A 13,352-nucleotide genomic window follows, 5' to 3' on the forward strand; every position below is an offset into this window, starting at 1 on the left:
TGTCACGCATCAGCAACAGAGGCGCAGTGTCGGCCTCTGTTGTGCCATTTTTAGCGGCGGATTTTGCCGCCATGTTCCGCCTGGCTCCGGAGAGAACCCTTTGTGAACGATGCCATTCCCCGTCCCCAACATAAAACCGCAAAGGCGTTAACGCCGCTGCTGGAGATCCGCAATCTGACCAAATCCTTTGACGGCCAGCACGCCGTGGATGATGTCAGTCTGACCATTTATAAAGGCGAAATCTTCGCTCTGCTGGGCGCATCGGGCTGTGGCAAGTCAACGCTGCTGCGCATGCTGGCCGGTTTTGAGCCGCCAACCAGCGGACAGATTGTGCTGGATGGTCAGGATCTGTCGCACGTTGCCCCCTATCAGCGTCCGATCAACATGATGTTTCAGTCCTATGCGCTGTTCCCGCACATGACGGTAGAGCAGAATATCGCCTTTGGTCTGAAGCAGGATCGGCTGCCGAAAGGGGAGATCACCAGCCGCGTTGCCGAAATGCTGGCGCTGGTGCATATGCAGGAATTTGCGAAACGCAAACCGCATCAGCTTTCCGGTGGTCAGCGTCAGCGTGTGGCACTCGCCCGCAGCCTGGCGAAACGACCAAAACTGCTGCTGCTGGATGAGCCGATGGGCGCCCTTGATAAGAAGCTGCGCGACCGGATGCAGCTGGAAGTGGTCGATATTCTGGAGCGTGTAGGTGCCACCTGCGTGATGGTGACGCACGACCAGGAAGAGGCGATGACTATGGCGGGCCGCATCGCGATTATGAATCGCGGTAAGTTCGTGCAGATTGGCGAGCCGGAGGAGATCTACGAGCATCCGACCAGCCGCTACAGCGCAGAGTTTATCGGTTCGGTTAACGTGTTCGAAGGTTTGCTGCGTGAACGTCAGGCAGATGGCCTCGTGATCGACAGTCCCGGCCTGATGCATCCCCTGAAAGTCGACTCTGATGTTTCGGTGGTGGATAACGTGCCGGTGCATGTTGCGCTGCGCCCGGAAAAAGTGATGCTGTGCGATGAGGTGCCAGCCGATGGCTGTAACTTTGCGGTGGGGGAAGTGGTCCACATCGCCTATCTCGGCGACCTCTCTATTTTCCATGTCCGTCTGCATAGCGGACAGATGATCAGCGCACAGTTGCAAAACGCGCATCGCTATCGCAAAGGGTTACCAACATGGGGTGATGAAGTCCGCCTCTGCTGGGAAAGCGACAGCTGCGTGGTGTTGACGGTTTAAGGAGCGGCTATGAGCCAGATTTTCCAACGCGCTAAAGCGCCCGCCCGCCTGGTCGGCACGCCGCTGCAACGCTGGGCCACGCGGGTAAAAATGCAGCATGGCCGCAAGCTGGTGATTGCTCTGCCTTATGTCTGGCTGGTGCTGCTGTTTCTGCTGCCGTTTCTGACGGTGCTGAAAATCAGCTTTGCAGACATTGCACGGGCTATCCCGCCTTACACCGAGCTGGTGAGCTGGGCAGATGACCAGTTCAGCATCGTGCTCAATTTCGGTAATTACCTGACGCTGACAGACGATCCGCTCTATATCGACGCCTATCTGCAGTCGCTGAAAGTGGCGGCGATCTCCACCGTTATCTGCCTGCTGATTGGCTATCCGCTGGCATGGGCCGTGGCGCACAGTAAGCCGTCGATGCGCACTATTCTGCTGCTGCTGGTGATTCTGCCATCGTGGACCTCGTTTCTGGTGCGCGTCTACGCCTGGATGGGGCTGCTGAACAACAACGGTATTCTGAACCGCTTCCTGCTGTGGCTGGGCGTGATCGATCATCCGCTGGTGATCCTCTACACCAACACGGCGGTCTATATCGGCATCGTCTACTGCTATCTGCCGTTTATGGTGTTGCCTATCTATACCGCGCTGACACGCATCGACTACTCGCTGGTGGAAGCCTCACTGGATCTGGGTGCGCGTCCGCTGAAGACCTTTTTCAGCGTGATTGTACCGCTGACCAAAGGGGGCATTATCGCCGGGTCGATGCTGGTCTTTATCCCGGCGGTAGGGGAGTACGTAATCCCGGAACTGCTGGGTGGCCCGGACAGCATCATGATTGGCCGTATCCTGTGGCAGGAGTTCTTTAACAACCGCGACTGGCCGGTGGCCTCCGCGCTGGCGGTGATTATTCTGCTGATTCTGATTCTGCCGATCATCTGGTTCCATAAGCATCAAAACCGTGAATTGGGAGAAAAGGCATGAATAATTTGCCAACCATTCGCTCGCCCTGGCGTACCGGGATTCTGGTCTGCTGCTTCCTGTTCCTCTATGCGCCGATGCTGCTGCTGGTGGTTTACTCGTTCAACAGCTCACCCCTGGTGACGGTGTGGGACAGCTTCTCATTCCACTGGTACAACGTGCTGTTCCAGGACAGCGCGATGATCGACGCGGTGCTGCTGAGTCTGAGCATTGCAGGGCTTTCTGCCACCATGGCGGTGGTGCTGGGTACGCTGGCGGCGGTGATTATCGTGCGCTTTGGTCGCTTCCGTGGGCACAACGGTTTCGCCTTTATGCTGACCGCGCCGCTGGTCATGCCCGATGTGATCACCGGCCTGTCGCTGCTGCTGCTGTTCGTGGCCATGGGCAACGCCTTTGGCTGGCCGAGTGAACGCGGCATGCTCACCATCTGGCTGGCTCACGTTACCTTCTGTACCGCCTACGTGGCGGTGGTGATCAACTCGCGCCTGCGTGAGCTGGACCGCTCCATTGAAGAGGCGGCGATGGATTTAGGTGCCACGCCGCTGAAGGTGTTCTTCGTGATTACCGTGCCAATGATTGCTCCGGCGATTGTGACGGGCTGGCTGCTGGCGTTTACGCTGTCTCTTGACGATCTGGTTATCGCCAGCTTTGTGACCGGGCCGGGTGCGACCACGCTGCCGATGGCGATCTTTGCCACCGTTCGCCGCGGCGTTAACCCGGAAATCAATGCGCTGGCGTCCCTGATCCTGTTTGTGGTCGGTTTAGTGGGTTTTATCGCCTGGCGCTTCATGGCGCACGAAGAAAAACAACGTTTAAGCGATATTCAGAAAGCTAAACGTGGCTGAAATACGTAACCTTTGCCACTATATGAACGGGCCGGTTTAACCGGCCCGTTTTTCGATCAGGTGGAGTCAGGGACTATGTCAGAAATCTTCAAAAGCAACGCCACGCTTTCCGATGCACCGGTTCCGGTGACGGTCGCGGGCATTGCCATTATTGCGACCCGCTGCCTGAGCGTGCTGATGCTGGCAAATGAGCTGGGTTACAGTGAAATCGCCAACTTTGTTCACCGCAGTGCCCAGTCCTGGGACTCCACGCTTATCTTTATCGCCAGCCAGCTGATTTTCCTGTTCGAACTGCGCTGCGCCTTTACCCTGATGCGCGGCAGTAACCGTGGGCGCTGGGGCTATGTTGCGACGCAGGTGATTGTGCTGGGCTATATGCTGGTCGCCTCGCTGGGCTGGATCTATCCGGAAATATTCAGCATTGATGGCGACAATAACGTCCAGATCATCCACCATACGCTGTCGCAAAAAATTCCCGATCTGCTGGTGCTGATGCTGCTGTTTCTGCCCGCCAGCAGCCGCGCTTTTTTCAGGAAGCGATGATACAATCGCGCTCCGCCCGACCCCATCGTTAAGGCTTTACCATGCACTGCGCGCTTTATGACGCCAACCGATGCCGCTCCTGTCAGTGGCTGGAAAAACCCTATCCTGCTCAGCTGAGCGATAAACAGTCGATGCTGGAACAGCTACTGGCAGACCTGCCTGTAGCGGCCTGGTTGCCGCCGGTTACATCACCGCAGCAGGCATTCCGTAACAAAGCCAAAATGGTGGTCAGCGGCAGCGTCGAGCGTCCGGTACTGGGTCTTGTCCATCGCGATGGTGAAGCGGTTGATCTCTGCGACTGCCCACTCTATCCCGCCAGCTTTCAGCCGATTTTTGCTGCACTTAAACCGTTGATCGCCCGTGCCGGGCTGACGCCCTATAACGTGGCGCGCAAACGCGGTGAACTGAAATTTCTGCTGATTACCGAAAGTCAGCAGGGCGGCGTAATGCTGCGTTTTGTCCTGCGCTCAACCGCAAAGCTGGAACAGTTGCGTGCGGCGTTGCCGTGGCTGCAACAGCAGTTGCCGCAGCTGACGGTGATATCGGTCAATATTCAGCCGGTGCACATGGCCATTCTGGAGGGGGAAGAGGAGATTGTGCTGACGCCCGCTCAGTCGCTGGCAGAGAATTTCAATGGCGTACCGCTGTGGATCCGCCCGCAAAGCTTCTTTCAGACCAACCCGCAGGTTGCCAGCGCACTGTATGCCACCGCGCGCGACTGGGTGCGTGCGCTGCCGGTTAACAGCATGTGGGATCTCTTCTGCGGCGTAGGCGGTTTTGGTCTGCACTGCGCGACACCGGAAATGACGCTGACCGGCATTGAGATCAGCGCTGAAGCGATTAAATGCGCCCATCGTTCCGCTGAGATGCTGGGGCTGGAAAAGGTGCAGTTTGCGGCGCTGGATTCGGCGGCCTTTGCGACCGGACGCGATACGGTGCCGCAGTTGGTACTGGTCAATCCACCCCGCCGTGGGATTGGCGAGGTGCTGTGTGACTATCTGAGCCAGATGGCCCCGGATTATCTGCTCTATTCAAGCTGCAATCCGCAGACCATGGCACAGGATATTGCCCGGCTGAGCACCTATGAAATCACCAGGGTGCAGCTGTTCGACATGTTCCCGCACACGGCCCATTTTGAAGTGCTGACGCTGTTAACCCGTCGTCAGCACGCAGTGTAACGCGTCAGTCGGGGATTATTCCGGGAACCACTTCTGATTGATCTGCTGCCAGCTGCCGTTGGCTTTCAGTTCAGTCAGTGCCTGGTTGAACCGATCGCGCAGCGCCGTATTGCCTTTGCGTACGGCAATGCCAAGGCCGGTGCCAAAGTAGTCAGCATCCGTGACATGTTCACCGACCGTCGCCAGATCCGGATTGGTTTTGAGCCACTGATTCACCACCGCGCTGTCGCCAAACACCCCATCCAGCCTGCCGCTCTTTATGTCCAGAATCGCGTTCTGATAGCTGTCATACGCCACCACTTTCACTTCCGGGTGCTTGTCCTGCAGGTACTTCTGATGCGTGGTGCCGTTTTCAACACCGATGCGCTTGCCTTTCAGATCATCAACGCTTTTGAACTGGCCTTTACGGGCGATCACGATAGCGGAGTTAGCGTAATAGGGCTGGGTAAAATCAACCTGCTTGCCGCGCTCAGTGGTGATGTCCATACCGGAAATCACTGCGTCATAGCGGCGAAACTTCAGTGACGGGATCAGGCTGTCGAAAGCATTGTTGGTGAAGGTACATTCCGCTTTCATCTGCTGACACAGCGCTTTGGCCAGATCGATATCAAACCCGACCAGATTATTTTCACTGTCCAGCGTTTCAAATGGCGGGTAGGTCGCTGAAGCGGCGAAGCGAATCTTTTCCGCCGCCTGGGCGGTCACCGCCAGCGAAGCCAGTGCAGCGGCAATAATCCATTTTTTCATTTTATGATTCCTGTGATGTGATCAGCCAGAGAAGGCGATACCCTGCCATATAATGAATTTTTATGCAATTAGCGTGATTTTTCAGGCGAAAAGGGCGAGGGAGCTCGCCCGGTATTCAGCTGCGCCGTTCAAAGGCCAGGGCGCGTTTTTCGATCAGTCGCATCATCAGCGTCAGCAAACCGTTAACGCAGAGATAAATCAGACCCGCCGCGGCATAGACCGTGATGTCGTATGTGCGACCGTAGAGCAGCTGGCCGTGACCCATGACCTCCATCAGGGTGATGGTGTAGGCCAGTGAGGTGCCTTTAAACACCAGCACCACTTCATTGGAGTAAGAGGAGAGGGCGCGTTTAAATGCATAGGGCAGCAGAATGCGCAGCGTATCTTTACGGCTCATGCCAAGTGCGGCGCACGACTGCCACTGCCCAGAGGGAATCGCCCGGACCGCACCATAAAACAGCTGGGTGGTGTAAGCCGCACTGTTCAGTGACAGCGCCAGCATCGCACATAGCCACGGCTGCGACAGTAAATGCCACAGCCAGGGGATCTGCTGGATCGCGGGAAACTGTCCCGGACCGTAGTAGATCAGGAAGATCTGCACCAGCAGCGGCGTGCCGGTAAACAGCGTGATAAAGCCTTTTACCAGCGGATTCAGCACCGGCGTTTTCAGCGACAGCACCACGGTGAAGAGCAGCGCGAGCAGCAGGGCCACCACCAGCGAGGCCGCCGTCAGCGTCAGGCTGGTGTGCAGTCCTTTCAGGAGTTCAGGCAGATAGGCCAGCATTAGCTGTTCCCCCGTTCAAAGCGGGTGGTGCGCAGTTCGATGCGGCGCAATACCGCCTGGCTGAACAGCGTAATCACTAAGTAGATAGCGGCCGCCACCAGAAACCAGGTAAACGGCTCCTGCGTGCGGGTCGCGATACTTTTGGTTTGCAGCATCAGGTCGTTAACGCTGATCAGTGAAACCAGCGCGGTGTCTTTCAGCAGCACCAGCCACTGATTACCCAGACCGGGCAGGGCGTGACGCCACATCTGCGGCATAATAAGCCTGAAAAAAATGACCGACTTTTTCATGCCCAGCGCCTGCCCCGATTCCCACTGACCCACCGGCACGGCTTTGAGGGCACCGCGCAGCGTCTGCGAAGCATAGGCGGCATAGAGCATTGCCAGCGCAATCACGCCGCACAGGAACGGACTGACATCGAAGTTCTCGATCTGCACCTGAACCGGCAGCTGAAACAGTCCGACGTTCAGCGTGAAACCGTCAGAGAGGGTGAGCAACAACTGTGAAGCGCCAAAATAGATAAACAGCACGACCAGAATTTCCGGCAGGCCGCGGATCAGCGTCACCAGGCCGGTGCCAATCCACGCCAGCGGTCTCAGGCGCAGTGACTCCCAGCCAGCGAAAATCATCGCCAGCACCAGGCCCGCGATAAGAGCACAAACAGCAAGGCCGACGGTCATACCGGCGGCGCTTGCGAGGGTCATCATTTCATTCATCAGAGATTACTGCTGGAACCATTTGCTGTAGATGGTTTTATACGTGCCGTCCGCTTTGATCTTATCCAGCGCGCCGTTGAATTTGGTCTGCAGCTCAGTGTTACCGGTGCGCACCGCAATGCCCAGGCCGGTACCAAAGTAGGCTTTGTCCGTCACTTTGTCGCCAACCGCAGCCAGCGCAGCATTCTGCTTCAGCCACTCGTTAACAACGGCAGTGTCGCCGAATACGGCATCAATACGGCCATTTTTCAAATCCAGCACCGCGTTCTGATAGCTGTCGTAAGGAACGATGGTAATTTCGCTGTGTTTGTCCGTCAGGTATTTCTGATGGGTGGTGCCGTTCTGGACGCCAACCCGCTTGCCTTTCAGCGCGTCAACGCTGGCGACCTGGCCTTTCCGGGCAACAAACAGCGCTGAGTTGTCGTAATACGGCTTAGTGAACAGCACCTGTTTTTCACGATCCGGCGTGATATCCATGCCCGCCATCACCGCATCAAAGCGACGGAATTTCAGGCTCGGGATCAGGCTATCGAACGCCTGATTTGTGAAGGTGCAGGTTGCATCAATCTCTTTACACAGTGCGTTGGCCAGATCGACATCAAAGCCCTGAATCTTGTTGTCCGCATCCACAAACTCAAACGGAGGATAAGAGGCCTCGGTCGCAAAACGAATCGTCTGCGCCGCGGTAGCGCTCAGGCTAAAACCGGCAAGCAGTGCAGCAAGTACCATTTTTTTCATTTTTAGCATCCTGACTTAGTGCGAAAGATAGTGAGCAAACGCCTCGGTTTGCGGCTGTGTAAAGCGGCTGGCATCGCCCTGTTCCACAATGTGGCCATTCTCCATGTAAACCACGCGGCTGGCAGTTTTACGTGCCACTTCCACTTCATGGGTCACGATCACTTGGGTGATATGGGTCTGCGCCAGTTCGCGAATGATACTGACAATCTGTGCGGTAATTTCAGGGTCCAGTGCGGCCGTCGGCTCATCGAACAGCAACACCTGCGGTTCCATCATCAGCGCGCGGGCAATCGCCACACGCTGCTGCTGACCCCCGGAGAGGTGCAGCGGAAAGCGATCGCTGTAGGGCGTCAGGCGCAGCCGGTCGAGCAGTTTGTCGGCGCGGGCGCGGGCGTCGCTTTTGCTCAGGCCCAGAACCCGGCAGGGTGCCTCGATCAGATTCTGCAGCACGGTAAGGTGCGGCCAGAGATTATATTGCTGGAACACCATACCGACGTTCTGACGCAGTTCGCGAATCGCGGCTTCAGAAGGCTTCTGACTGAAGTCGAACTGATTACCGGCAATCTGCAACTGACCTGAACGCGGCTGCTCCAGCAGATTAAGTACCCGCAGCAGCGAACTCTTGCCCGCACCGCTGGGACACAGCAGCACCAGGGTCTCGCCTTGCGGACACTCAAGGTTGATGTCGAACAGCGCCTGATGAGCACCGTAGAAGCAGTTTATTGCGTTTAGTTGAATACTCATGCGCCAGATTTGAATAGCTATTAGTGTCGCGGATTTTAACGTCACCAGAATAGTTATGCAAATAAGGTGGGTTAAAATTTGTAAAACAGCAGATAAACAGCCAAAGCTTAGCACAATATCATGCGCTCTCTGGTTGCAGTCCCATGCTGCCGGGCGGGCGGTGACAATAAAAAAGCGCAGCGCCTGAGGCAGCTGCGCTTCACAAAAGCGTTAATGAAATTATTTTTTTGATTTTTCAAGCATCTGGCTCAGGCTTCCACCTTCGGCGTGCACAGGGTTAGCCATGTAGCGCACGTCGTCGACGACCCAGCAGGTGCCCTGATGAATCATCAGCACTTCATCCTGCCACTGTTTGCCGTCGCGGCTCAGATCAACCCGCAGCGGGATGTTGCGCGCATCGCGGTTCGGAATGGAAGAGGCATCGGCGACGCTGGCAGCAGTCGGCCCCTGTGACAGGCTTGAGAAGAGATCGCCGTTACGCCACTGTGCGCCAGCATTGCTGCCGCTGGCCGCCTGCAGGGAGTGGTAAAGCGCATCACTCAGGTAAGGGCGATATTTTGCCAGGGTGTTGCTGTCAGGCAGACCCTGCGTGGGTTGTTCGACGCGCAGGTCGTAAAACTTCTGGGCTACCTGGTCAGGACCGCCTTTAATGCAGGGGGCGGTACGCGGGCCATTATCCTTAATGACTGGCTCAACGGTGGTACAGGCGCTGAGCAGCAGGGCCGCCGGGATCATTAGCGCAAACGCGTTGTTTCTCATCTCGATTTCCTTATGGTTCTCTGGCAAGGTGCCCTTTTTAGCATAGAGTATAGCCGTGCTTTTTAGTCGAAAGAGCCTTAGCCCGGTTTTCAACAAGGAGAATGCGATGAAATTTTCAACAACCCCAACGCTGGAAGGTCACAGCATCAGCGAATATTGCGGCGTGGTCACCGGAGAAGCGATTCTGGGTGCCAACATCTTCCGGGATTTTTTCGCGGGTATTCGTGATGTGGTCGGTGGCCGCTCCGGTGCTTATGAGAAAGAGCTGCGTAAAGCGCGTGAAATTGCGTTTGAAGAACTGGAAGAGCAGGCAAAAGCACTGGGTGCCAACGCGGTGGTCGGCATCGACATTGATTATGAAACCGTTGGCAAAGAGGGCAGCATGTTGATGGTCAGCGTTACCGGTACGGCGGTGGTCATTCGTTGAAACGGTGGCTGTTACTGATGCTGGCGCTGCTCCTGGCGGGCTGCCACGCCGGGTTAGAGTCCCGTGACGGCTACTGGGCCGATTTGCGACATCCGGCGCAGGGCGCACGACCACGGGTAAAGGTGATTGTGATCCATTACACCGCCGAAGATTTTTCTTCGTCGCTGGCGACCCTTACCGACCAGGAAGTCAGCGCCCATTATCTGATCCCGCGTCAGCCGCCTCAGCGCGCCGGTAAAGGTGTTATCTGGCAGCTGGTGCCGGAGCAGCAGCTTGCCTGGCATGCGGGACCCAGTTTCTGGCGCGGTGCCAGTCGCATCAATGACACCTCGATTGGCATTGAGCTGGTCAACCGGGGGTATCGCCGGACGCTGACGGGTCTTGAGTGGCAGCCTTTCACCACCGCGCAGATCGCAACGCTGACAGCGCTGGTTCGTGATATTGCGCAGCGTTACGGCATTCCACCGGAAAACATTGTCGGTCACAGTGACATCGCGCCGCAGCGCAAGCAGGATCCAGGTCCCCTGTTTCCGTGGCAACAGCTGGCGCAGCACGGGCTCGGTGCCTGGCCCGATGCCGGACGGGTGCAGTTTTATTTAGCCGGTCAGGATCCGCATGCGCGGGTGCCCGTGCAGCCACTGATGGAAAGCCTGCAGCGCTATGGCTATGCGGTGACAGCCGGGATGAGCGCACGTGAACAGCATAAGTTGATTGCCGCGTTTCAGATGCACTTCCGGCCTGCGGATTATCGCGGTCAGCCCGATGCCGAAACCGCCGCGATAGCCGCCGCGCTGCGGGAGAAATATGGCGCGGCGGAGTAGCAGATTACTGTTGCAGAAACGCTTTCCAGTGGGCGACAACCTGCTCCAGCGCCGTCCGGTCAGCATCCAGGTGGGTCACCAGCCGGGTGCGCGTCCCCACGCTGATTAATACGCCCCGCGCCTTCATCCACTCACCCAATGGTTTGACCTGGGCTTCCGGCACTGCCACAAACAGCATGTTGGTCTGCTGATCGATGACGCTGACGCCCAGCTCATGCAACTGCTGTCCCAGCCAGGCTGCATTGTCATGATCCTCCTGCAGCCGCGCCACGTTGTGTTCTAACGCGTAGAGACCTGCCGCCGCCAGAATACCAGCCTGCCGCATGCCGCCGCCGGTCATTTTGCGCCAGCGCCGTGCGCGTTCAATCAGCGCCGTGTCGCCACACAGCAGGGAACCCACTGGCGTGCCGAGACCTTTCGAGAGACAGATGGTCAGGGTGTCGCAGTAGCGGGCAATCGCCGCCAGCGTGGTGTTCTGCGCCACGACCGCGTTGAAAATGCGTGCGCCGTCAATGTGCAGCGCCAGCTGATGCTCGCGGGTAAAGGCCCACGCTTTTTCCAGATAATCCAGCGGCAGCACCTTACCGTGATGGGTGTTTTCCAGACTCAGCAGGCGGGTGCGGGCAAAGTGGATATCGTCCGGCTTAATGGCGGCTGCCACCACGTCGAGCGGCAGGGTGCCATCGTCTGCGGCCAGCACCGGCTGCGGCTGAATACTGCCCAGCACCGCCGCGCCGCCCGCTTCATATTTGTAATTGTGCGCCTGCTGACCGACGATATATTCATCGCCGCGTTCGCAGTGGCTGAGCAACGCCACCAGGTTCGCCTGGGTGCCGGTGGGGAAAAACAGCGCGGCTGCTTTGCCGCTCAGCTGTGCAGCTTCTGCTTCCAGAGCATTGACGGTGGGATCGTCACGGTAGACGTCATCACCGGTTTCGGCAGACATCATTGCGCTCAGCATCGCGGCGCCGGGCCGGGTTACGGTATCACTGCGTAAATCGATCACCTTATGCTCCTGAATGTAACGGAAAACAAAAAAAAGGCGGGCATCGCGCCCGCCAGGATGGAACCTCTGTTTTACCGCAGCCAGTTGGTTTTCGCCAGTTCTACCACCTCGTCACCACGACCATTCATGATGGCGCGAAGCATGTAGAGACTGAAGCCTTTAGCCTGCTCCATTTTGATCTGCGGCGGCATTGCCAGCTCCTCTTTGGCCGTGATGACATCGACCAGCACCGGGCCATCATGCGCGAACGCCTGCTCCAGTGCGCCATTCAGTTCCGACGCCTTTTCTACCCGAATGCCACGAATGCCGCAGGCCTGGGCGATAGCGGCAAAGTCAGGATTTTCCAGCTCCGTGCCGTCGGTGAGGTAACCGCCTGCTTTCATCTCCATCGCCACAAAGCCCAGCACGCTGTTGTTGAAGATCACCAGTTTCACCGGCATTTTCAGCTGCGCCAGCGAGATAAAATCCCCCATCAGCATGCTGAAGCCGCCGTCGCCGCACAGCGCAACGACCTGACGATTGCGGTCGATGGACTGCGCACCCAGCGCCTGTGGCATCGCATTCGCCATCGAACCGTGGTTAAACGAACCCAGCAGGCGACGTCTGCCGTTCATCTTCAGGTAGCGCGCCGCCCAGACAGTAGGCGTGCCGACATCACAGGTAAAAATAGCGTCATCGCTGGCGTAATGGCTGATCTGCTGTGCCAGATACTGCGGGTGAATGGGCTGTTTATCATTGGGCTGCGCCAGTTCATCCAGACTTTTGCGCGCCTCGCCATAGTGCTTCACCGCGCTGTCGAGATGCCTGCGATCGCTTTTGTGGGTCAGTTGCGGCAGCAGCGCCTGCAGCGTGCTTTTCACATCGCCGACATAGGCCTGATCGACGTGACAATGTGACCCCAGGCTGCCGGGATTGATGTCGATCTGAATGATCTTCGCCTTCTCAGGATAGAAGGCGCGATAGGGGAACTGGGTGCCAAGCAACACCAGCGTTCCGGCATTCATCATGGCGTGGAAGCCGGATGAGAAGCCAATCAGGCCGGTCATACCGACATCATAAGGGTTGTCATATTCGATGTGTTCTTTGCCACGCAGCGCATGGACGACAGGGGCTTTCAGCGCTTCAGCCAGCGCCACCACTTCCTGATGCGCACCGGCGCAGCCACTGCCACACAGCAGTGTGATGTCAGTGGCGTCGTTCAGCGTCTGCGCCAGCCGGGTCAGTTCGGCGTGCTGCGGCAGGACCTGCGGCATCTGGGGCGGATACCACTCCGTGCTGGCGCTTTCCGGTGCCAGCTTCAGCGCGACATCGCCCGGCAGGACTACGACGGATACGCCACGGTTCAGAATGGCTTTTCGCATGGCGATGCCCAGTACCTGCGGTAACTGCTCAGGATTAGAGACCAGCTCGCAGTAGTGGCTGCATTCGCGGAACAGCTCCTGTGGATGGGTTTCCTGGAAATAGCCGCTGCCGATTTCGCTGGAGGGGATGTGTGCCGCAATGGCAAGAACAGGGACGCGGTTGCGATGGCAGTCGAATAACCCGTTGATCAGATGTAAATTGCCTGGCCCACAGGAACCGGCACAGACCGCCAGCTCACCGCTGATATGCGCTTCTGCGCCCGCCGCAAATGCGGCTACCTCTTCGTGACGCGTTGGCATCCATTCGATGGTGCCCATGCGATTAAGACTGTCGCTCAGGCCGTTAAGGGAGTCCCCGGTGACGCCCCAGATGCGTTTAACGCCCGCGCTTTCCAGCGTTTTGGCGACCAGCGCCGCCACGGTTTGCTTCATGCTCATCTCCTTTGTCGGCCCGCTCTGAAGAGAGACGTAACCAGAA

General features: G+C 57.5%; 15 protein-coding genes. 7 read left to right on the plus strand and 8 right to left on the minus strand.

Going from position 1 to position 13,352, the window contains the following annotated elements:
* The first annotated feature begins 102 nt into the window (after positions 1 to 102).
* The 5 genes from potG (at position 103) to rlmC (ending at position 4,771) form a co-directional block, all read left to right on the plus strand.
* The gene (potG, locus tag N5J69_RS14630) at positions 103 to 1,236 is read left to right on the plus strand and encodes a putrescine ABC transporter ATP-binding subunit PotG (protein WP_013357281.1); all 1,134 of its coding nucleotides are present in this window, start codon (positions 103 to 105) and stop codon (positions 1,234 to 1,236) included.
* A 9-nt stretch (positions 1,237 to 1,245) separates the two neighbouring features.
* On the plus strand, positions 1,246 to 2,208 hold the full coding sequence (potH, locus tag N5J69_RS14635; protein WP_279771273.1) for a putrescine ABC transporter permease PotH: 963 nt from the start codon (positions 1,246 to 1,248) through the stop codon (positions 2,206 to 2,208).
* Entirely contained in the window at positions 2,205 to 3,050 is an 846-nt protein-coding gene (gene potI, locus N5J69_RS14640) for a putrescine ABC transporter permease PotI (RefSeq protein WP_279771277.1), read from the plus strand. Before potH ends, potI begins: the two co-directional genes overlap by 4 nt.
* 75 nt (positions 3,051 to 3,125) lie before the next feature.
* The gene (locus N5J69_RS14645; RefSeq protein ID WP_279771279.1) at positions 3,126 to 3,593 is read left to right on the plus strand and encodes a YbjO family protein; all 468 of its coding nucleotides are present in this window, start codon (positions 3,126 to 3,128) and stop codon (positions 3,591 to 3,593) included.
* A 41-nt stretch (positions 3,594 to 3,634) separates the two neighbouring features.
* Positions 3,635 to 4,771, plus strand: coding sequence for a 23S rRNA (uracil(747)-C(5))-methyltransferase RlmC (rlmC, locus tag N5J69_RS14650; RefSeq protein ID WP_279771282.1), 1,137 nt, complete (start codon positions 3,635 to 3,637; stop codon positions 4,769 to 4,771).
* Between the two features lie 15 nt (positions 4,772 to 4,786).
* Here the strand turns inward: rlmC and N5J69_RS14655 are convergent, their stop codons facing one another.
* The 6 genes from N5J69_RS14655 to N5J69_RS14680 form a co-directional block, all read right to left on the minus strand.
* The gene (locus N5J69_RS14655; protein WP_279771284.1) at positions 4,787 to 5,518 is read right to left on the minus strand and encodes an arginine ABC transporter substrate-binding protein; all 732 of its coding nucleotides are present in this window, start codon (positions 5,516 to 5,518) and stop codon (positions 4,787 to 4,789) included.
* Between the two features lie 115 nt (positions 5,519 to 5,633).
* Positions 5,634 to 6,302, minus strand: coding sequence for an arginine ABC transporter permease ArtM (gene artM, locus N5J69_RS14660; protein ID WP_279771287.1), 669 nt, complete (start codon positions 6,300 to 6,302; stop codon positions 5,634 to 5,636).
* Complete coding sequence (gene artQ, locus N5J69_RS14665; protein ID WP_279771289.1) at positions 6,302 to 7,018, minus strand: arginine ABC transporter permease ArtQ; 717 nt, start codon at positions 7,016 to 7,018, stop codon at positions 6,302 to 6,304. The genes artM and artQ overlap by 1 nt, the downstream gene beginning before the upstream one ends.
* A gap of 6 nt (positions 7,019 to 7,024) precedes the next feature.
* Positions 7,025 to 7,756, minus strand: a complete 732-nt coding sequence (artJ, locus tag N5J69_RS14670; RefSeq protein ID WP_279771291.1) for an arginine ABC transporter substrate-binding protein — start codon at positions 7,754 to 7,756, stop codon at positions 7,025 to 7,027.
* Between the two features lie 15 nt (positions 7,757 to 7,771).
* Entirely contained in the window at positions 7,772 to 8,500 is a 729-nt protein-coding gene (artP, locus tag N5J69_RS14675) for an arginine ABC transporter ATP-binding protein ArtP (protein ID WP_279771294.1), read from the minus strand.
* Positions 8,501 to 8,719: 219 nt separating this feature from the next.
* Positions 8,720 to 9,259: a lipoprotein gene (locus N5J69_RS14680; RefSeq protein WP_279771295.1), complete on the minus strand. Its 540-nt coding sequence runs from the start codon at positions 9,257 to 9,259 to the stop codon at positions 8,720 to 8,722.
* 106 nt (positions 9,260 to 9,365) lie between these two features.
* Between N5J69_RS14680 and N5J69_RS14685 the strand changes: the two genes are divergently transcribed.
* Entirely contained in the window at positions 9,366 to 9,686 is a 321-nt protein-coding gene (locus N5J69_RS14685) for a heavy metal-binding domain-containing protein (protein WP_279771296.1), read from the plus strand.
* Positions 9,683 to 10,507: an N-acetylmuramoyl-L-alanine amidase gene (locus N5J69_RS14690; RefSeq protein WP_279771297.1), complete on the plus strand. Its 825-nt coding sequence runs from the start codon at positions 9,683 to 9,685 to the stop codon at positions 10,505 to 10,507. Before N5J69_RS14685 ends, N5J69_RS14690 begins: the two co-directional genes overlap by 4 nt.
* A 4-nt stretch (positions 10,508 to 10,511) precedes the next feature.
* Here N5J69_RS14690 and ltaE read toward each other — a convergent pair whose 3' ends face one another.
* Positions 10,512 to 11,513, minus strand: coding sequence for a low-specificity L-threonine aldolase (ltaE, locus tag N5J69_RS14695; protein ID WP_279771299.1), 1,002 nt, complete (start codon positions 11,511 to 11,513; stop codon positions 10,512 to 10,514).
* A gap of 71 nt (positions 11,514 to 11,584) precedes the next feature.
* Complete coding sequence (poxB, locus tag N5J69_RS14700; protein ID WP_279771300.1) at positions 11,585 to 13,306, minus strand: ubiquinone-dependent pyruvate dehydrogenase; 1,722 nt, start codon at positions 13,304 to 13,306, stop codon at positions 11,585 to 11,587.
* Positions 13,307 to 13,352 lie beyond the last annotated feature (46 nt).

Source organism: Pantoea sp. GD03673, assembly GCF_029844725.1.
Taxonomy (GTDB): Bacteria; Pseudomonadota; Gammaproteobacteria; order Enterobacterales; family Enterobacteriaceae; genus Pantoea.

Excerpts from the sequence above, each read along its gene's own strand:
- potH (WP_279771273.1), top strand. The coding sequence starts at position 1,246 with ATGAGCCAGATTTTCCAACGCGCTAAAGCGCCCGCCCGCCTGGTCGGC.
- potI (WP_279771277.1), top strand. The coding sequence starts at position 2,205 with ATGAATAATTTGCCAACCATTCGCTCGCCCTGGCGTACCGGGATTCTG.
- N5J69_RS14645 (WP_279771279.1), top strand. The coding sequence starts at position 3,126 with ATGTCAGAAATCTTCAAAAGCAACGCCACGCTTTCCGATGCACCGGTT.
- rlmC (WP_279771282.1), top strand. The coding sequence starts at position 3,635 with ATGCACTGCGCGCTTTATGACGCCAACCGATGCCGCTCCTGTCAGTGG.
- N5J69_RS14655 (WP_279771284.1), bottom strand. The coding sequence starts at position 5,518 with ATGAAAAAATGGATTATTGCCGCTGCACTGGCTTCGCTGGCGGTGACC.
- artM (WP_279771287.1), bottom strand. The coding sequence starts at position 6,302 with ATGCTGGCCTATCTGCCTGAACTCCTGAAAGGACTGCACACCAGCCTG.
- artQ (WP_279771289.1), bottom strand. The coding sequence starts at position 7,018 with ATGAATGAAATGATGACCCTCGCAAGCGCCGCCGGTATGACCGTCGGC.
- artJ (WP_279771291.1), bottom strand. The coding sequence starts at position 7,756 with ATGAAAAAAATGGTACTTGCTGCACTGCTTGCCGGTTTTAGCCTGAGC.
- artP (WP_279771294.1), bottom strand. The coding sequence starts at position 8,500 with ATGAGTATTCAACTAAACGCAATAAACTGCTTCTACGGTGCTCATCAG.
- N5J69_RS14680 (WP_279771295.1), bottom strand. The coding sequence starts at position 9,259 with ATGAGAAACAACGCGTTTGCGCTAATGATCCCGGCGGCCCTGCTGCTC.
- N5J69_RS14685 (WP_279771296.1), top strand. The coding sequence starts at position 9,366 with ATGAAATTTTCAACAACCCCAACGCTGGAAGGTCACAGCATCAGCGAA.
- poxB (WP_279771300.1), bottom strand. The coding sequence starts at position 13,306 with ATGAAGCAAACCGTGGCGGCGCTGGTCGCCAAAACGCTGGAAAGCGCG.